The organism is Flavivirga spongiicola, assembly GCF_030540825.1.
Classification (GTDB): domain Bacteria; phylum Bacteroidota; class Bacteroidia; order Flavobacteriales; family Flavobacteriaceae; genus Flavivirga; species Flavivirga spongiicola.
This window is the reverse complement of sequence record NZ_JAUOEO010000001.1, coordinates 4,581,860-4,601,593: the sequence shown is the minus strand read 5'-3', so window position 1 is coordinate 4,601,593 and position 19,734 is coordinate 4,581,860. Positions and strand designations below refer to the sequence as shown.

The following is a 19,734-nucleotide window of genomic DNA, read 5'->3' as shown; positions in this document are numbered from 1 at the left end:
CTTATATTAAAATAAGCTCTATTTTATTGGTAAGTAAAATTCTGTTTTTAATTTATGTGGTTCTACACGTTCTGGATTACTAATGTATTTTTCTCTAACAGTTTCATCACGTAATTCGTAATCGTTATTTAATAACCATTCATTAAAAATGTAATTGTAAACATCGGCAAAAAATTCATAACTACCTTGATATAAAAACACCGCAAATTTACCACCTTTAAGTGTTTTAACACCAATATCTCCAGAGGCTTCAGCATCTTTATGTATAACCAAACAAGAATCGTATCTAATTTTATCTTCGTCGGTTACTTTAGGGTCGTCATATGGCAAGCCTATATGTTCTATCCCTGCGGTGAATAACTTTTGCTCTTTTACTTGTCCCCAAAGCTTTTTCCAGGCAGTAGGATAATCTAAAGATTCATAAGCCCCTTGCATACGAATGTAGATGCATTTTTTGTCTTCTATATCTAGAATTTTGGCTTTTTTAATGTTTAAACTTTGACTGTTTTCAGTACTGGATGTTGTTCCCATGATGTTCATTTTTTTAATTGTGAATAATTTGTTTTTGCGATACGCTGTTGGGGACACTCCAAAATGAGTTTTAAACTTTTTAGATAAGGACGATGGTGTTTCAAAACCAACATTATAAGCAATGCTTTCAATATCTAAAGAGGTGTAACGAACCATTTTGGCAGCCATTTCTACACGTGTTCTAGAAATGTATGCTCCAATGGGTTCTCCTAAAAGCGCTCTACTAATACGATGAAAATGAAACGGTGAAAAATGTGAGATCTCAGCTAGCATTTTTATGTCTATTTTGCTATCCAGATTATTGTGAATGTACTCAATAATCAAGTTTAGCTTTTGTTCATAAAACGCTTTGTTGGTTTGTTTCGGTTTCATTGTTTCGTATTTATACTGCAAATGTATTCAGTAATCAAGATAGAAACTTTTCCAAACTTGCTGAATGTGTTTTTTGTGAAATTGTTAATAATCGTTTGGTAATCTCGTCAGCTTGCTGCGGGGTCATTATTTTGTTTTGTCATTCCGACGAAGGAGGAATCACATTATCTATGAAATGGTGATTTAAAAATTCAAAATTCTCATTAAAGCTTCGTATTAAATTTAACTTTTTATCTCTTCTCCAGCCTTTAATTTCTTTTTCTCTTGAGGTTGCTAATTGAATCCAAGAAAATTGCTCGTAATAAACTAAATACTTTAAATTATACTTTGAAGCAAAAGTGTTCCGTTTAAGTTCTATATTTTCATGATGTTGTAGTAACCTTTTATTTAGACTATTAGTGACACCAACATAATATGTTGACCTGTATTTATTGGTAATTATATAAACATAATAAATGTGATGTCCTTCAATAAACTCAATCATAACCGTTAATATGTATTATGTGATTCCTCCTTCGTCGGAATGACAAGCAATATTATTAATCAATGCTACATTAACTTGGTGTACACCATCAAATGGTATTACGTTTAGGTTATTTCTAAATAACTCGGTGGCTCTTTTAGTTTCAATAAGGATACGCTCTTTATTTAAGTAAGCATCATCTTTCCCATAAATTAATGATACTTTTGCTTTTAGGAATTTAAAATCTTCAACAACTAATTCTTTTGGAATGCCTCCGGAATGTAACACCAATTGACTACACTGTATTTTTCTTTTTGCCACATAACGCATCGCAATACTCACGCCTTGTGAATACCCAAAAATGATTAGTTTCTTATCTTTTGTAATGTTTTCAGCTTCTAAAACGGCATCTAAATAGCGTAGCACATTTTTGGTTTCTGCTAAGGTGTTTTCTTTAGTTAACCAGCCAGCGCCAACATGTTTAAACTGCGAATTTAAATAGTATTTACTGCTTGCCTGTGGCGCAATAATATAGTTTTCTTCAGCATTTAATTGTTTAAAATATTTTAAGAAGTATCGACTTAAATAACCCATACCATGACAGACTAACCAAACATTTTTTGTTTTACCAGTAAGTGTATTTAAAGTAGAATACGTATTTGTAGTCTGATATGATATTTCTTTTTCGCTAGAATTCATTTATTAAACGGGTTTTGTACTTTTGTTTCAGATATTGAACTCGTTTTAACGAGTTCTTAAAAATAAATTATTCTATGCAATTATCTAAGGAAAAAGTTTTAGCTCAGGCAAATGCTGCTTGTAAAAACACTTTAATGGAAACCTTGAATATTGAAGTTATAGACTACGGAGATAATTTTTTAATAGCTAAAATGCCTGTAAATTCCAGAGTACATCAACCAGACGGTGTATTGCATGGTGGTGCTACAGCTGCTTTAGCTGAAAGTGTTGGTAGTTTTGCTTCGCATATTTTTACAGATACAGAAAAATTCTTTGTACGCGGTATAGAAATTACGGCAAATCATTTGAAAAGTATAAAGGAAGGGTATGTTTATGCCAAAGCGACTTTTTTGCATAAAGGCAGGACAACGCAATTATTAGATATACGAATTACAGATGAAGCTGATAATTTAATTTCAATTTGTAAATTGTCCACTATTACTTTACCAAAAAAGAAATAGTTAATGACATTGGAACCTTTTTTTAAACGTATTGAAGCACAATACAACAATAAATTACCTTTTGTAGCTTATAGAAAACCAAAAGAAAACCGGGTAAATGCCTTATTACAACAAACAAACGATTTACATTTTACAAGTGATTTTACAGAAAAAGGTTTTGTGTTTTCTCCATTTGATGATACTGAAAAAACGGTTTTAATACCTTTAGATAATTCTGAATACCTAAGGGCAGACGCTTTGGTTTCAGAGTTTCATGCGGAGCCAGTAAAAAAGAAAAAAGTTAATTCAACAGAAGATTTAAAAGCAAGACAACAACATATTAATTTAATTAAAAAAGGTGTTGAGGCTATTTCCAATCATTACTTTAAAAAAGTAGTACTGTCCAGACAGGAAGCTATTACGGTATCCGAATCGAACCCTATATCTATTTTTAAAAATCTTTTAAACGCTTATACGTCGGCATTTGTGTATTGTTGGTATCACCCTAATGTAGGGTTGTGGTTAGGAGCTACACCGGAGACTCTAATAAAAATTGAAGGGAGCCAGTTTTCAATCATGGCATTAGCCGGTACACAAGATTACAAAGGAACTTTGGATGTTGTTTGGCAGAATAAAGAAGAACAAGAACAACAATTTGTGACTGATTTTATAATAGATCATTTAAGATCTTCAGTTGAGAGTTTGAAAGTATCTGATGTCGAGACCGTAAAGGCGGGTAATTTACTGCATTTAAAAACGATGATTTCTGCGCGGTTAAAATCAGAATCAAATTTAAAAAAGATCATTTCTTTATTACACCCCACACCTGCAGTCTGTGGTTTACCCAAACCAGATGCAAAACAGTTTATTTTAGATAATGAGCACTATAACAGAGCGTTTTATACGGGTTTTTTAGGAGAGTTGAACATGGAAACCAAATTACAATCAAGGTCTGCAAAACGCAATATTGAAAACAGGGCTTATACCATCAATAAAAAAAGTACGCAATTGTATGTAAACTTAAGATGTATGCAACTAAAGAATAATAATGCAATTATTTATGTTGGCGGCGGTATTACAAAATATTCTGATCCGGAAAAAGAATGGGAGGAAACTGTATCTAAATCTTTAGTAATTAAAAACATTTTGTAGTTAGGTATTTGTACCTATTTCTTATTTTTGTACTAGATTATTACCACATGATTTATCCAAAAATCCCACTAGCACAAACCGTTATACAGTTATGTAAAGCGAAAGGTGTTAAACATATTGTTATCTCTCCAGGTAGTAGAAATGCGCCATTAACCATTGGTTTTTCTAACGACGATTATTTTAAATGTTATAGTATTGTAGATGAGCGTTGTGCAGCCTTTTTTGCTTTAGGAATTGCCCAACAGTTACAAGAACCAACAGCAGTTGTTTGTACCTCTGGAAGTGCATTGTTAAACTATTACCCAGCCGTTGCTGAAGCGTTTTATAGTGATATTCCTTTAATAGTATTATCTGCAGATAGACCAAAGCATTTAATAGGTATTGGAGATGGTCAAACCATTAATCAGAAAAATGTATTTGAAAATCATGTGCTATGCTCATCAAATTTAAAACTTGATTTAAAAGAAGATAACATTGATCTTATAGAAGAAGAACTGCCTGTTTTTGAAAACCTGGAGAATAAGGTTAAAACTTTACCTGAGCTAAAGAAAACCGTTCAGGAATATAATGAAGAAGAGATCGATAAGGCTATAAATATGGCGCTTCTTAAAAATGGTCCTGTGCATATTAACGTTCCGTTTGATGAACCATTATATACTATGGTAAATGAGTCATCTGTAAAACCAAAGTCAATTGATCTGGAAAACCAACCGTTAGAAATTGATGATTACATTTTAGGTGACTGTATAAAAGACTGGAATGCTGCTTCGAAAAAAATAGTGCTAGTTGGAGTGAATCAACCCAATCAAATAGAGCAACACTGGTTAGACAATTTAGCAGCCGATGATAGTGTTATCGTATTTACTGAAACAACATCAAATTTACATCATGATACATTTTTTCCGAGCATAGATAAGCTAATAGCTCCTTTAAAAAGTGAAGATTTTGGAAAGTTGCAACCAGATATTTTACTCACGTTCGGAGGTTTGATCGTTTCAAAAAAGGTAAAAGCATTTTTAAGAGCATATAGACCACAACAACATTGGCATATAGATTTAAAGAAAGCAAACGATACATTCTTTTGTTTAAATAATTTTGTAAAGACAACACCAAATTATTTCTTTTCTAAATTTTTACCTCAAATCAAATCAATTAAAAGTGATTATAATTCATATTGGAGCCATATAAAAGCATCGAGACGTGTTAAGCATAATAATTACTTAAATAGTATAGATTTTAGCGATTTAAAAGCCTTTGATGTTATATTGAATTCAATACCAGGCGATACTATTTTACAATTGGGAAATAGCTCTACTGTTCGTTATGCGCAATTATTCGACTTAAATAAAACATTAGAAGTATTTTGTAATCGCGGTACTAGTGGTATTGATGGTTGTACAGCCACGGCTATTGGTAGTGCTGTTGCGAATAAAAAACAAACCACTTTAATAACAGGTGATTTAAGTTTTATATACGATAGCAATGCCTTATGGAATAATTACATTCCTGATAATTTCAGAATCATTGTTATTAATAACCAAGGGGGAGGGATATTTAGAATTCTTCCGGGTCATAAAAATACCGAGAATTTTGATACTTATTTTGAAACAAATCATCATTTAACAGCAGAGCATTTGTGTAATATGTATGGTTTGAAATATGAATCTGTTTCAGACGAAGCGGCATTAAAGACGTCATTAAATTCATTTTATTCAGAAGGAAACCAGCCAAAGTTATTAGAAGTTTTTACACCAAAGAATCTTAATGACGAAGTGCTTTTAAACTATTTTAAATATATTGGTTAGAATAATGTGTAACATTCTCCCATTCTTTGAGTCTAAATAATTGTTATCTTTAAACAGTTATCAATACACGTATTTTACAAACACACTAAACATATTATTATGAGTAAAAGAGACGAGCTTATTGCGAAGTATGCTGCAGATTTAAAAGACAAATTCGAGGTTAATGCAGATATGGACCTTTTAACCAAAGTAGCTATTGGCTGTGGCCCATCAATTTACAATGCAGATTCTGCAACAGTTTCTGGTTCTGACGAGTCTGAACTTGCCACTGTAAAAAACAATTTTTTAATTAAAAAATTGGGTTTAAATGATAGTGCTGATTTAGATAAAGGCATTGCTGCTGTGATGGATAAGTATGGTCAATCTAACCGTAATAAATATAGAGTCGTTGTATATTATTTATTAACTAAGCATTTTAAAAAAGAATCAGCTTACTAATAAGATCTTTTATATATTATAAGCGTTACAATTGTTATAGTGCTTTTTACCCTGAATCAAGTTCAGGGTTTTGTTTTTTTAATACTTATCTTATTCATAAAATCGTTTGGACTCGGCCTAATATTATTACCTTTGCTGCATGATACATTTAGGACAGATAAATACATTAGAGATACTTCGTGAAACAGATCATGGGGTGTATTTAATTGATGATGAGGATAATGAAGTGTTATTACCAAATAGGTATGTACCGGAGACTTTTAAAATTTGGGAGAAACTCGAGGTTTTTGTGTATTTGGATAATGAAGAACGTCCCGTTGCTACCACAGACATTCCTTATATTAAACGTGACGATTTCGCTTTATTACGTTGTAATCAGGTAACAGACTATGGCGCATTTTTAGATTGGGGGCTGGTTAAAGAATTATTTTGTCCGTTTAAAGAACAAGCCTTTAAGATGAAGCCAGGAGGTTGGTATTTGGTGTATTGTTATCTAGACGAAAAAACTAATAGGTTAGTGGCTTCGAGTAAAACGAATCGCTTTTTAGATAATAAAGAGCTTACTGTAAAGGCATTTGATGAGGTTGATTTAATTGTATCACATCCATCTGACATAGGAATGAATGTTATTGTTAATAAAATGCATTCCGGGCTGATTTATAAAGATGCTATTTTTTCAGACCTTAGTGTTGGTGATAAGTTAAAAGGTATCGTTAAAAAAATCCGTCAAGGAAATAAGTTAGACATTGCTTTGGGGCAAATAGGATATAGAAATATTGAGCCTAACGCAGAACGTATTATGCACGAACTTCATGACAATAGCGGTTATTTAAAACTTACAGATAAATCGAGTCCAGAAGTTATAAAGGAAACGCTTCAAATGAGTAAGAAAAATTTCAAAAAGGCTATTGGTACTTTGTATAAACAGCGCCAAATTGAAATAAAACCTGATGGTATTTATTTAGTGTAAAGAAAGTAATATGTCATTTTTTACTTTACTGTAAATACTATTCATAGCTTCATGAATAGTATCGTAATTAATTTTAGTTGAATCACAGAATTCATTCTCAATTTCAGCATTCATTTTACTTGCCTTATTATGGCCAACTACAGCATAATAGCATAGGTTTTTAATCTTCTGAACGAATGATTCAGCATCCAATAAATTTACAGAATAAGAGTTTATTCTATTCGCGACTACACCAAATGGTCTGGAATGACCATAATAACTTATCAGTTCATCAAAGAACTCGCATGAATTATCTATATCAATGTGTACACCTTCGTTAAATTCAATAACGGCAATATGTTTAAAAAAGAATATATTTCCTAATTCTTTTTGTACGGATTCTACAATATGGTTTGAGAAATCAGATTCAGAAATTTTCATATACTATTATACACTTCTTTTAGGGTTGAGAGCATGGAAGTTGTGCTTTCTGTTAATTTATATTAGTCAACTATAAAAGAACAGAATGTAAATATACTATGAGCTCATAATATAGTCAAGACTAAATACATGTCTATTCTATTATTATGAATAATTCTTTTTTTTGCAATTTTTGTTGTGTTTTTGTTGTATTTCATGTCAAAATTCCAAAAAATGTTTACCATTTTGTGATTCTGTCGCTTTGTAATGGACAGTCTAAAACTTATTAGAGCTTTTTATTATATGAAAAATCTTAATCAATAATGCGTTTTATTTATTTTGAAAATGACTTTTTTGAGGCTTAGCTTATGAGTATTAGCATTTCAAATATCAAGACTATATAGTGGCTTTAGCTACGTCGTCTAGAGTTGTTACAATTGTAAGATTATCTGAAAAAGAGAAAATGAATTTTTTAGTTTAAAGAGAATAGAATATCTTCTTTTACTTTGCTGTAAACATTATCTATTGCTTCATAAATACTATCATAATTGATTTTATCTGAGATACAGAAACTGTTCTCAATCTCAGCATTCATTTTACTTGCATTATTATGCCCAACAACAGCATAGCTACGTAAGTTTTTAACTTTCTGTCTAAATAAATCGATATCCAATAATTTTACAGAATAAGAATTTACCCTATTCGCGACCACACCAAATGGTCTTGAATCACCAAAGTAGGTTTTTAGTTCATCAAAAATTTCAGATGAATTATTAATATCAACGTGTACACCTTCGTTAAACTCTATAACGGCTATGTGATTAAAAAAGAATATGATTCCCAATTCTTTTTGTGCTGACTTTATAATATGATTAGAAAAGTCTGATTCAATAATTTTCATATACTGCACTTTTATTATACACTTCAATTTATTTGGGTTGTGGCTGGAAGTTATAATTCCTGTTAAATTATTATTATGTGGTTATAAAAACAGGATGGCAAATATACTATGTATGCATAATATGTGCAAGGCTAAATACTTGCTAATCATGTAATTGTAAATAATTCTGTAAAATGTGTTATAAATTATGTTCTTTATAATTTTTTTATACGAATACTACTAAATGTTTATGTTTCTTATAATTTTATTATGGTATAATCAGTTATTTGAAATTTATTTTGTCTTTTGTGAGTGAAAACCATAACAAATAAAGTGTTTTAATTTATTTTAAGGATTGATTTTTTGTAGTTTATCTTATAGGTATTAGCATTACAAATTTAGTACTTTTGTCAGATGATTAATCAAGATACCATAGTGGCTTTAGCAACGCCATCAGGAGCAGGTGCTATTGCTATTATACGATTATCTGGAAAAGATGCTATAGGCTTCGTAGAAAGTCAATTTAAATCAGTTTCAGGAAAGCAATTAAGTAAACAAGACACACACACCATTCACTTAGGACATATTATAGAAGGAAATAGAACTATAGATGAAGTATTGGTATCTGTTTTTAAAAATCCCAATTCATACACTGGTGAAAATGTTGTTGAGATTTCTTGCCATGGTTCTAATTATATTCAACAGGAAATTATTCAGTTGTTTTTACGTCAAGGCTGTAGAATGGCAACAGCAGGTGAGTTTACTTTACGAGCTTTTTTAAACGGTAAATTAGACTTGAGTCAGGCAGAGGCTGTGGCCGATCTAATTTCAAGTGATAATGAAGCGTCTCATCAAATTGCCATGCAACAAATGCGAGGTGGTTTCTCATCAGAAATAGCAAAGCTTCGTGAGGAACTGTTAAACTTTGCTTCCTTAATTGAGTTAGAATTGGATTTTGCAGAAGAGGATGTAGAGTTTGCAGATAGAACGCAGTTTAAAGATTTAGTAGAACGCATTACGTTTGTACTTAAGAGATTAATAGATTCGTTTGCTGTTGGCAATGTTATTAAAAACGGCATTCCGGTTGCTATAGTAGGCGAACCTAATGTTGGAAAGTCTACACTTTTAAATGCACTTTTAAATGAAGAGCGTGCCATAGTTTCAGAAATAGCAGGTACAACTAGAGATACTATTGAAGATGAAATATCAATTGGGGGTATAGGTTTTAGGTTTATAGATACAGCAGGAATAAGAGATACTAAAGATGTCGTAGAAAGCATTGGTATAAAAAAGACCTTTGAAAAAATAGAACAGGCACAAGTAGTTGTTTATCTTTTTGATGCTTCGGAATCAGGTGATTTTGATACTATTCAACTCGAGATTGAAAAAATAAAGAATAAATATCCCCAAAAGGCAATTCTTATTATCGCCAATAAAGTAGATAAGTTATCTAAAGATAAAATGAATGAATTAGATGTCACCTTGAGCGCAGTCGAAAGGTCTCATTATGTACTATTATCTGCAAAACAAAGAGTGGGAGTAGAGGAATTAAAAAATAAGCTTTTAAGTTTTGTTAATACAGGAGCTCTAAGAAATAATGATACGATTGTTACCAATTCGCGCCATTATGATTCCCTTTTAAAAGCTTTTGAGGAAATTGATAAAGTAAAAAGCGGGCTAGAATCTGGTCTATCAGGAGACCTATTGGCTATAGATATTCGTCAAGCACTATTCTACTTTGGTGAGATTACTGGCGAAATCACAAATGATGATTTGCTAGGGAATATTTTTGCTAATTTCTGTATAGGAAAGTAACTGTATCCTTATATACAATAACTAAGGAAATATTATGTTTCACCATTATTTCACCTAACCATTTATAGTTTTAGGAAATATATCAAATAAAGGGATTACTATATGTAGTTCAAATCTGGATTGGCTCACTTAAATATTTTCAAATTCATTACCTCACAGTTCCTATGAATTGTGGGGTTTTTGTTTTCATATGGTTTCGGTTTAATTCGCTTGGGGTTACTTTTTTATTCCACTATTATTTTATCAAAACCATAAACTAGCAAGAGAAATGCTCATTTTTTTATTGGAATTCCAGTCTTTTATTTGTTATCTAAAGAGTCATGTTTTACTTCGAAAGAGCAATATACAACCCGATAAGAAGATGGTATTAACCTTTAAAGGATTTATGTAATGATTGAAATACTAAACCTAATATCTTAGTATTATACTAATTTAAATATGTTAAAATCGGGTTAGTTATTATCAAATTGAGGTTGGTTTATTAATAGCAAAACACTCTTTCAATAAATTATTGAAGGAGTGTTTATTTAAAATTATCCAATCAATTCTATTAAAGTACCTATAAACATAAACATATGCATATGACCTATAACAAATGTTTAGGTTTATAGTAAACTATTTTTATACATATTTTAATCTTAATATAATATTGATTTATATATGAAACCAATATTTGAACCAGTTCTACTTATAAGAAAAGTTTTATTTTTTTTACGTAAACGATTCTTCCCAATTACAATAATCGAATACGTTCTTTTTATTCTTTTCTGTGTTTCTTTTGGCATATTTATATATTTAATAATTAATCAAACCTCATTAATAAATCACTAGAAATAAAATTAACACCCATATACTATGAAATACGAATATAACTTACGAGAACGTTCAGAAATTGTTTTTATGGCTACTAAAGCGGTCGACGAATTAGATGCAAGAGAACTCATTGATTGGTTTGAAAAAGCAATTGAAAATAAAAGAAGACTTAATTTAATACAAATTGAAAAAGCATTAAAGCGATATTAAATAGTGAATACTAATAAGTATTATTGATTTTTTTTAGTTCGATGTAGTAAAGTATTTTCGTTAATGGAATTATGAAACGACTGTTTCTCTTTGTTTATAAAAAATAAATGAGCTAGAAAAATCAAAATAAATAGTCCTTGTAAATTAATCTATTAAGAATTCATTAAAAGAAATTATTACAAGTACAAAGTTAAAATAAGATTTACTGGCAATCTGTATACCATTAAAATCATTTCCATTATATAATTAGGTTTTGAAGTTAACTTAAAACCTTAGATGTAAATTACTTTCATTTCTATTTACAGTATTGTTTTTCATATTTATTCATAGGAATAGGGATTAGTAAATCTTATTATATGGACTCTAAAACTCTTCAAAATTAAACAGCCTTTAAATTGATAAGTAAAGTTATCATTGTTTACTAAAATCAATACTTTTTTTACTCTTTTGAATAATTATTAGTCAAATACCGATAAACAATTAATATAAACCGATAAGCGATTTATAAGTATTGATGAAGCTGTGTCGGAAACTACAAGTTAATTCTATTAATAAATTTGAGGTTCTTAAAAATCATGCTATTATGAATAATAAAGTTACTCAAACCCTTATCGGTAAAAAATATAATGTATTGCTAATCATATTTTTAATGCTATTTGGAACACAAATGGCATTATCGCAATGCGATCCAAACAATGCCATAGTAATTCCCAGCAATTCTACTTGTCCTGCTAATGGTAGAATAACTGCAGTTCTTCCTGGTGGTGGACCATGTGTGGGTCAATTCGCTATATTAACGACACCTTCAGGCGTTGACATACCACTAAATGTGAATATTTTTGGAGTTGCTCAGTTTAACGATTTAGCGCCTGGTGATTATAACCTTCGGTTTATTAATGGCAGTACAACCATACAATACCAAAACAATCCCATTACCGTAACCACGTCCTATCAAGATATGGACATTAGTTTTAGTTCTACAGCACCGTCTTGTCCAAATAATGCAAATCAATCCACGCCCGATGGTACATTAACGGTTAATGTTAACAGTAGTACTTTTAATAGTTTTACATATCAGGTGATTTCACCATCATCTGGAACACAAACGTTTGGACCTACAACAGATACATCTCATACGTTTAACGGTATGAATGGCGGTGAGCAGGTTACATTAAACGTTACAGATGATATTTGCGGTGTAACCCAAACAGAAACTCCTACTATTAATGCCAATACTACAGGTATTTCCGATGTTAGAATATTTACTATGAGAAGGGATTGTACTATAGATTGTAATCGTTACATCCCCTTTATTGAATATTTAGTGTTTTCACCTGAAGGTGCCAATATAGTTCAACTACCAGGTAATGCCACTATTAGTATTAATGGCGGCACACCTCAAAACCTGACCGTGAATTCTTTTAATGGAGTTTCTATGGTCTTTACCTATCCTCCTGGTATTAGCGGAGGTGCGAACTATACATTGAGATTTAATAATGGATGTTCCGTACTCAATATTTCCGAAACAGCAGCACCTATAGATAATAATTTACTCGACTTTACTGTAAACGGTAGTCTTGATCCAACTACTTGCGCACAAACATTTACGCTTCAGAGTCAAGCTGAAATAGTCCCTCCAGGAAGTAGGGCAACCCACACTATGTTTTGTACTCCTAGCGCTACTGTAGCTATACAAGAAATAAGTTCCCCAGGAACTTTTAATACTTCTTTTCCACTTGATGCAACAAATAGGTTTAGTGCTTCACTTCCTAGGAGTGGAACCTACAGACTAACCGTCGCGGATGCTTGCCATACTGTTGTTAAGACATTTAATACGCCCCCTAACTCCAGCCCATTAGACCAAATAACCATTAATGATAGCGAGTCGGTACTAGAAGGCACCTTTGCTATTAGTGTACATAACCCTGTTCCAATTGCTGCGCCTATAACATATACTATAAATCCGGTACCTTTTGTTGCTAGTAAAACCATCAATCCCACACATCCCTTTACACTGGGAGGCACATATACCATTAATTTTCCTGTAGTTGTAGGAAATACGGGCAACATAACACCCTCTAAGCAGATTGGAGATATTCCGCCTGGCGACTATACACTTACAGCAAGTTATCCATGTGGGGCACAGCGTGTTATTCCATTCTCAACAGGCACAATAACCGAATACACCCCCCAAATAACTCCAACTGCTGGATGTGTAGGCTCTGGAAGTATTCAATTCGATATGAATGAGACTAATGCATTTTTTCATTTTAGCGAAACAGAATTATGGACAAACAATGGCAGTGGTGGATTGGGAACCTTAGTACAGGGAGAAATACCCCCTACTGGATATTCCGGAATTTTTAATAATATTTCGCAAGGCGATTATCTGCTCCGATTCAACAATGTATCCTCTCCATCTATTCTACCTAATAATGCTGATGTTTTTTCCGTTGCAACCTCAAGCAGCAACAATAGAGAATTTTTGGCTCCAGTAACTATAGATTCTTTTGAAATTGTTACAGGAACAACCATAGGTGGTTTTTGCGATGCCAATAATCCATCTACAGGATTTGTATTCTCAGAGGTTACCAGTAGTTCACCTACCTATCCTATAACTTTTGAATTATTTCAAACAGCAAGCCCTATTACGCCTGTACAATCTTTCACAATAAATAATGCTTCAGGAGGCCTCACCCACTTATTTGAGAATGTTGCACAAGGCGATTACTTTGTAAGAATATCCTCGTTATGTGGAAGTGTCAATCTGGATACGGAATTAGTACCACCAGTATTTAACCCCGTAATTACTAGAGTATCCAATAATGTGATATGTTTTCCTGGTGAAAACATACAGTTATCCATTAACTTGCCCAACAACCTTTTTGATATTACATGGGTAGACGATCAGGGCAATAATTTAGGTAGCGGGAATTTAGTCACTGTCTTTATCAACTCAACCACAACATATACGGCCAATTATATCGCAAAAACTACGTTCTGTCCAGGCTCACAAGCCAATTCAACATCATTAGAAGTAAGTGTCACAGATGTAGAAGGTGTAGAATCTATCCTAGACCATATAGATGTAAGTTGTAATGGTGGTAATGATGGCGCTTTTACAATAATACCCAGTGGTGGTGCAATACCGTATAGCTTCAGTCTAGACAATGTAGATTTTTCAAATACTACGGGAATTTTTACAGGGCTTACAGCGGGTTCACATACTATTTATATTAGAGATACTAGTGGTTGTGAAGATACTACATCTCTTATCGTAACCATTACTGAACCAGATGCTATAACACTAGCTAATACCCCAGTTGTAGATCCTATTTTATGTAATGGCGATACGACTACGGTGACTTTTATAGCCACAGGTGGTACAGCACCATATGTTTATACCTTTAATGGAGAGACCAATGCAACAGGCGTATTTAATAATGTAGCAGCAGCCATAGGATTAGCATATAGTATTACAGATGCAAACAGCTGTGCAGCAGCCACAGGCAACGTAGATGTTATTCAACCAGATGCTATAACACTAGCTAATGCCCCAGTTGTAGATCCTATTCTATGTAATGGCGATACGACTACGGTAACCTTTACAGCCGCAGGCAGTACGGCACCATATGCTTATACTTTTAATGGAGAGACCAATGCTACCGGCATATTTAATAACGTAGCAGCAGGCACAGGATTAGCATATAGTATTACAGATGCAAACAGCTGTGCAGCAGCCACAGGCAACGTAGATGTTATTCAACCAGATGCTATAACACTAGCTAATACCCCAGTTGTCGATCCTATTTTATGTAATGGCGATACGACTACGGTGACCTTTACAGCCACAGGCGGTACGGCACCATATGCTTATACTTTTAATGGAGAGACCAATGCAACAGGCATATTTAATAACGTAGCAGCAGGTACAGGATTAGCATATAGTATCACAGATGCAAACAGCTGTGCAGCAGCCACAGGTACCATAGAGATCACACAACCAGATGCGATTACATTGGCAAGTATCCCAGTCGTAGATCCCATCCTATGTAATGGCGATACGACTACGGTGACCTTTACAGCCACAGGTGGTACAGCACCATATGCTTATACCTTTAATGGAGAGACCAATGCTACCGGCATATTTAATAACGTAGCGGCAGGTACTGGACTAGCATATTCCTTCACTGATGTAAATACTTGTACAGCAGCCACAGGCACCATAGATATCATACAACCAGATGCTATAACACTAGCTAATACCCCAGTGGTTGATCCTATTTTATGTAATGGCAATACGACTACGGTGACCTTTACAGCCACAGGTGGTACAGCACCATATGCTTATACCTTTAATGGAGAGACCAATGCAACAGGCATATTTAATAACGTAGCAGCAGGTACTGGACTAGCATATTCTTTCACTGATGTAAATACTTGTACAGCAGCCACTGGAACTATAGATGTTATTCAACCAGATGCAATCGTTTTAATAGCTAATGGAGAAATTTTAGCTTTTAATGGTGCTACAGATGGTAATGTTACGGGTACAGTATCTGGAGGTACTGCGCCTTACACTGTAATACTCTCTGGTGATGCTTCTGATACTATTATTGTAGCAACAGATGGTGGTGCCTTTGATTTTAGCAATCTTTCTGCTGGTAACTATGTTGTCACTATACAAGACGCTAACTTCAGTATAAGCAATACGGGTTGTGAAGTTATTGACAATGTGCAAATTACCCAGCCAGACTCTATTATTTTGATAGTTAATGGAGAAACTCTAGCTTGTAATGGTGATACAGATGGTAATGTTACTGGTACTATTACAGGTGGAGTAGCACCATATACTGTAATCCTTTCTGGTGATGGATCAGATACCACTACTGTTGCTACAGATGGCGGCACTTTTGATTTTAGCAATCTTCCTGCTGGTAACTATATCATTACGGTTCAAGATGCTAATTTCATTCCTGGAGGTAATGATGGCCAAGCCATTGACAATGCTCAAATTACACAACCTGATGAAATTGAAACTATAGAAGCCATTGCAGACCATGTAGATGTGTCCTGTTTTGGAGGTAACGATGGAGCATTCAATGTTGATGCTTCTGGAGGATCAGGGTCATTTACATATACAACAACAATTAATGGGAATCCTGTAACAAACACCGACGGAGAATTTTCTGGGCTTGCTTCCGGGGATTATACTGTGACTGTGAACGATGCGAACGTTACGGGCTGTCTTGATCCTACACCGATAACAGTTACCATTACACAACCAGATGCTATAACACTAGCTAATACCCCAGTGGTAAATCCTATTTTATGTAATGGTGATACGACTACGGTAACCTTTACAGCCACAGGCGGTACGGCACCATATGCTTATGCCTTTAATGGAGAGACCAATGCTACCGGCGTATTTAATAACGTAGCAGCAGGTACAGGATTAGCATATAGTATTACAGATGCAAACAGCTGTGCAGCAGCCACAGGCAACGTAGATGTTATTCAACCAGATGCTATAACACTAGCTAATGCCCCAGTTGTAGATCCTATTTTATGTAATGGCGATACGACTACGGTGACCTTTACAGCCACAGGCGGTACGGCACCATATGCTTATACTTTTAATGGAGAGACCAATGCAACCGGCATATTTAATAACGTAGCAGCAGGCACAGGATTAGCGTATAGTATTACTGATGTAAATACCTGTACGGCAGCTACAGGCACCATAGATATCATACAACCAGATGCAATTACATTGGCAAGTATCCCAGTGGTCGATCCTATTTTATGTAATGGCGATACGACTACGGTGACCTTTACGGCCACAGGCGGTATGGCACCATATGCCTATACCTTTAATGGAGAGACCAATGCTACCGGCTTGTTCAATAACGTAGCAGCAGGAACTAACCTTGTATATTCTATTACAGACGCTAACACTTGTACGGCAGCCACAGGCACTGTAGATGTTATACAACCAGATGCTATAACACTAGCTAATACCCCAGTAGTCGATCCTATTTTATGTAATGGCGATACGACTACGGTAACTTTTACAGCGACAGGCGGAACAGCACCATACAGCTATACATTTAATGGCGAGACTAATGATACAGGCATCTTTGCTAATGTTGCAGCAGGAACGGCACTACCGTATTCCATCACTGACGCTAACAACTGTGCTGCAGTAACAGGAACCTTAGATATTACGCAGCCAGAAGTTATTAGTCTAATAGGTACACCTGAGGTAGATCCGATATTATGTAATGGCGATACAACTACAGTAACCTTTACAGCGACAGGCGGCACCGCACCATACAGCTATACATTTAATGGCGAGACTAATGATACAGGTATCTTTACAGGTGTATCCGCAGGCACAGGATTACCATATTCTGTTACCGATGCGAATACATGCACGCCAGCAACAGGCACCGTAGATGTTGTTCAACCCGATGCTATAACACTAACAAATGCACCAGTAGTCGATCCGATATTATGTAATGGCGATACAACTACAGTAACCTTTACAGCGACAGGCGGCACCGCACCATACAGCTATACATTTAATGGCGAGACTAATGATACAGGTATCTTTACAGGTGTATCCGCAGGCACAGGATTACCATATTCTGTTACCGATGCGAATACATGCACGCCAGCAACAGGCACCGTAGATGTTGTTCAACCCGATGCTATAACACTAACAAATGCACCAGTAGTCGATCCGATATTATGTAATGGCGATACAACTACAGTAACCTTTACAGCGACAGGCGGCACCGCACCATACAGCTATATATTTAATGGCGAGACTAATGATACAGGTATCTTTACAGGTGTATCCGCAGGTACAGGATTACCATATTCTGTTACCGATGCGAATACATGTACGCCAGCAACAGGCATCGTAGATGTTATACAACCAGATGCTATAACACTAACAAATGCACCAGTAGTCGATCCGATACTCTGTAATGGAGATACGACTACGGTAACCTTTACAGCGACAGGCGGCACCGCACCATACAGCTATACATTTAATGGCGAGACTAATGATACAGGTATCTTTGCTAATGTTGCAGCAGGAACGGCGCTACCGTATTCCATCACTGACGCTAACAACTGTACTGCAGTAACTGGAACCTTAGATATTACGGAGCCAGAAGTTATTAGTCTAATAGGTACACCTGAGGTAGATCCGATACTTTGTAATGGTGATTTAACCACAGTGACTTTTACAGCGACAGGTGGAATAGCACCATACAGCTATACTTTTAATGGACAAACTAATGATACAGGCATCTTTGCTAATGTTGCAGCAGGAACGGTGCTACCGTATTCCATCACTGACGCTAACAACTGTGCTGCAGTAACTGGAACCTTAGATATTACGCAGCCAGAAGTTATTAGTCTAATAGGTACACCTGAGGTAGATCTGATACTTTGTAATGGTGATACGACTACGGTAACTTTTACAGCCACAGGTGGAATAGCACCCTATGAGTACTCCTTTAATGGGGAAACTAATGATACAGGAGTGTTTACTAATGTTGCTTCAGGTACAGGCTTAGCATACTCTGTGACTGATGCTAATATGTGTACACCAGCAACAGGAACCTTAGATATAACACAACCCGATGCGATAACACTAGCAAGTACACCAGAAGTAGACCCGATACTTTGTAATGATGATACGACTACGGTAACCTTTACAGCGACAGGTGGCACAGCACCATACAGCTATACCTTTAACGGACAGGTTAATGATACAGGTATCTTTACCAACGTATTAGCAGGAACAGGATTAACATATTCTGTTACCGATGTGAATAATTGTGCTCCAGCAGCAGGAGCCATAGATATAACACAGCCTGAGGTTCTTGGAGTGATAGTTGATTCAATGCTTAATGTGGATTGTGACGCTGGTATCTTAGGAGAAATCATCTTAAGAGCTACTGGAGGGACAGCACCTTATATATATTCTATTGATAATGGAGTAACATCTCAGGATAGCAGTATATTTTCTGATTTAGTTCCTGATGTTTACAATATTCTTGTAACGGATAACAATGGTTGCTTTATTTTTACTGATGATATTGTCATTGAGCTTCTCGAAGCAAATCCTATTGTATTAGACGTTGTAGCCTGTGAAGATGATGGTATTATAGATCTGGATACCTTTTTAACGAATCAACCTACAAACGGTACATGGATATTTACTTCTGGACCTAATGATGTAATTCTTAATGGAAGTGTTTTTGATCCTTCTGATTTGCCCTTGGGAGATTACATATTTACCTATACTGCAACAACTATGATTGATTGTGTGAGTTCTACTGAAGTCACAATTAATCTGCATGATCGTTGTATTGTTTTTCCATGTAGTTCTGAAGATGTCATTATTTCAAAAGGAGTGACACCAAATGGAGATCAGCATAATCAATTCTTTGCCATTACTGGTGTTGAAAACTGCGACTTTATATTTAATGTAAAAATATTCAATCGATGGGGTTCTTTAGTATTTCAATCCAATAATTATCAGAATAATTGGAGTGGGGAGTCTTCGAAAAATTCACTAGGAAGCGCAAACACTCTTCCTAGTGGAACTTATTATTATATAGTAAATATTCAAAACAGTGGAATAAAACCAATCACAGGCCCAATTTATCTGGGAACAAAATAAATTT

General features: G+C 34.6%; 13 protein-coding genes. 8 read left to right on the top strand and 5 right to left on the bottom strand.

From position 1 onward, the window contains the following. Positions 1–18: 18 nt before the first annotated feature. The 3 genes from Q4Q47_RS18220 to Q4Q47_RS18210 all read right to left on the bottom strand — a co-directional run bounded on the left by Q4Q47_RS18220 (position 19) and on the right by Q4Q47_RS18210 (position 2,065). A complete protein-coding gene (locus Q4Q47_RS18220; RefSeq protein ID WP_303308072.1) occupies positions 19–903 on the bottom strand; it encodes an AraC family transcriptional regulator in 885 nt (294 codons plus the stop codon). 139 nt (positions 904–1,042) lie between these two features. Further along, entirely contained in the window at positions 1,043–1,387 is a 345-nt protein-coding gene (locus Q4Q47_RS18215; protein WP_303308071.1) for a GIY-YIG nuclease family protein, read from the bottom strand. A gap of 15 nt (positions 1,388–1,402) precedes the next feature. Further along, entirely contained in the window at positions 1,403–2,065 is a 663-nt protein-coding gene (locus tag Q4Q47_RS18210; protein ID WP_303308070.1) for an alpha/beta hydrolase, read from the bottom strand. Between the two features lie 74 nt (positions 2,066–2,139). Between Q4Q47_RS18210 and Q4Q47_RS18205 the strand changes: the two genes are divergently transcribed. From Q4Q47_RS18205 to Q4Q47_RS18185, 5 genes are all read left to right on the top strand, one after another. Then, positions 2,140–2,565 (top strand): PaaI family thioesterase, encoded by a 426-nt coding sequence (locus tag Q4Q47_RS18205; RefSeq protein ID WP_303308069.1) that lies wholly within the window; start codon positions 2,140–2,142, stop codon positions 2,563–2,565. Between the two features lie 3 nt (positions 2,566–2,568). Then, complete coding sequence (locus Q4Q47_RS18200; RefSeq protein WP_303308068.1) at positions 2,569–3,696, top strand: chorismate-binding protein; 1,128 nt, start codon at positions 2,569–2,571, stop codon at positions 3,694–3,696. 47 nt (positions 3,697–3,743) lie between these two features. Beyond that, entirely contained in the window at positions 3,744–5,501 is a 1,758-nt protein-coding gene (gene menD, locus Q4Q47_RS18195; protein ID WP_303308067.1) for a 2-succinyl-5-enolpyruvyl-6-hydroxy-3-cyclohexene-1-carboxylate synthase, read from the top strand. Positions 5,502–5,600: 99 nt separating this feature from the next. Continuing rightward, the gene (locus tag Q4Q47_RS18190) at positions 5,601–5,939 is read left to right on the top strand and encodes a DUF2853 family protein (RefSeq protein WP_303308066.1); all 339 of its coding nucleotides are present in this window, start codon (positions 5,601–5,603) and stop codon (positions 5,937–5,939) included. A gap of 139 nt (positions 5,940–6,078) precedes the next feature. Then, positions 6,079–6,909, top strand: coding sequence for a CvfB family protein (locus tag Q4Q47_RS18185; protein ID WP_303308065.1), 831 nt, complete (start codon positions 6,079–6,081; stop codon positions 6,907–6,909). On the opposite strand, the gene Q4Q47_RS18180 is transcribed toward Q4Q47_RS18185, so the two are convergent. Continuing rightward, positions 6,901–7,329 (bottom strand): hypothetical protein, encoded by a 429-nt coding sequence (locus tag Q4Q47_RS18180; RefSeq protein ID WP_303308064.1) that lies wholly within the window; start codon positions 7,327–7,329, stop codon positions 6,901–6,903. The two genes, Q4Q47_RS18185 and Q4Q47_RS18180, sit on opposite strands and share 9 nt — an antisense overlap. Before the next feature lie 451 nt (positions 7,330–7,780). Beyond that, positions 7,781–8,209 (bottom strand): hypothetical protein, encoded by a 429-nt coding sequence (locus Q4Q47_RS18175; RefSeq protein ID WP_303308063.1) that lies wholly within the window; start codon positions 8,207–8,209, stop codon positions 7,781–7,783. 393 nt (positions 8,210–8,602) lie between these two features. On the opposite strand from Q4Q47_RS18175, the gene mnmE reads away from it, so the two are divergent. The 3 genes from mnmE (at position 8,603) to Q4Q47_RS18160 (ending at position 19,730) form a co-directional block, all read left to right on the top strand. Then, positions 8,603–10,003, top strand: a complete 1,401-nt coding sequence (gene mnmE, locus Q4Q47_RS18170; protein WP_303308062.1) for a tRNA uridine-5-carboxymethylaminomethyl(34) synthesis GTPase MnmE — start codon at positions 8,603–8,605, stop codon at positions 10,001–10,003. Between the two features lie 855 nt (positions 10,004–10,858). Next, a complete protein-coding gene (locus Q4Q47_RS18165) occupies positions 10,859–11,026 on the top strand; it encodes a hypothetical protein (protein WP_303308061.1) in 168 nt (55 codons plus the stop codon). A gap of 583 nt (positions 11,027–11,609) precedes the next feature. Further along, a complete protein-coding gene (locus tag Q4Q47_RS18160; protein WP_303308060.1) occupies positions 11,610–19,730 on the top strand; it encodes a T9SS type B sorting domain-containing protein in 8,121 nt (2,706 codons plus the stop codon). Positions 19,731–19,734 lie beyond the last annotated feature (4 nt).

Coding starts and splice junctions, on each gene's coding strand:
- Q4Q47_RS18160 (WP_303308060.1), top strand. CDS start 11,610: ATGAATAATAAAGTTACTCAAACCCTTATCGGTAAAAAATATAATGTA.
- Q4Q47_RS18190 (WP_303308066.1), top strand. CDS start 5,601: ATGAGTAAAAGAGACGAGCTTATTGCGAAGTATGCTGCAGATTTAAAA.
- Q4Q47_RS18175 (WP_303308063.1), bottom strand. CDS start 8,209: ATGAAAATTATTGAATCAGACTTTTCTAATCATATTATAAAGTCAGCA.
- Q4Q47_RS18215 (WP_303308071.1), bottom strand. CDS start 1,387: ATGATTGAGTTTATTGAAGGACATCACATTTATTATGTTTATATAATT.
- mnmE (WP_303308062.1), top strand. CDS start 8,603: ATGATTAATCAAGATACCATAGTGGCTTTAGCAACGCCATCAGGAGCA.
- Q4Q47_RS18165 (WP_303308061.1), top strand. CDS start 10,859: ATGAAATACGAATATAACTTACGAGAACGTTCAGAAATTGTTTTTATG.
- Q4Q47_RS18180 (WP_303308064.1), bottom strand. CDS start 7,329: ATGAAAATTTCTGAATCTGATTTCTCAAACCATATTGTAGAATCCGTA.
- Q4Q47_RS18210 (WP_303308070.1), bottom strand. CDS start 2,065: ATGAATTCTAGCGAAAAAGAAATATCATATCAGACTACAAATACGTAT.
- Q4Q47_RS18220 (WP_303308072.1), bottom strand. CDS start 903: ATGAAACCGAAACAAACCAACAAAGCGTTTTATGAACAAAAGCTAAAC.
- menD (WP_303308067.1), top strand. CDS start 3,744: ATGATTTATCCAAAAATCCCACTAGCACAAACCGTTATACAGTTATGT.
- Q4Q47_RS18205 (WP_303308069.1), top strand. CDS start 2,140: ATGCAATTATCTAAGGAAAAAGTTTTAGCTCAGGCAAATGCTGCTTGT.
- Q4Q47_RS18185 (WP_303308065.1), top strand. CDS start 6,079: ATGATACATTTAGGACAGATAAATACATTAGAGATACTTCGTGAAACA.
- Q4Q47_RS18200 (WP_303308068.1), top strand. CDS start 2,569: ATGACATTGGAACCTTTTTTTAAACGTATTGAAGCACAATACAACAAT.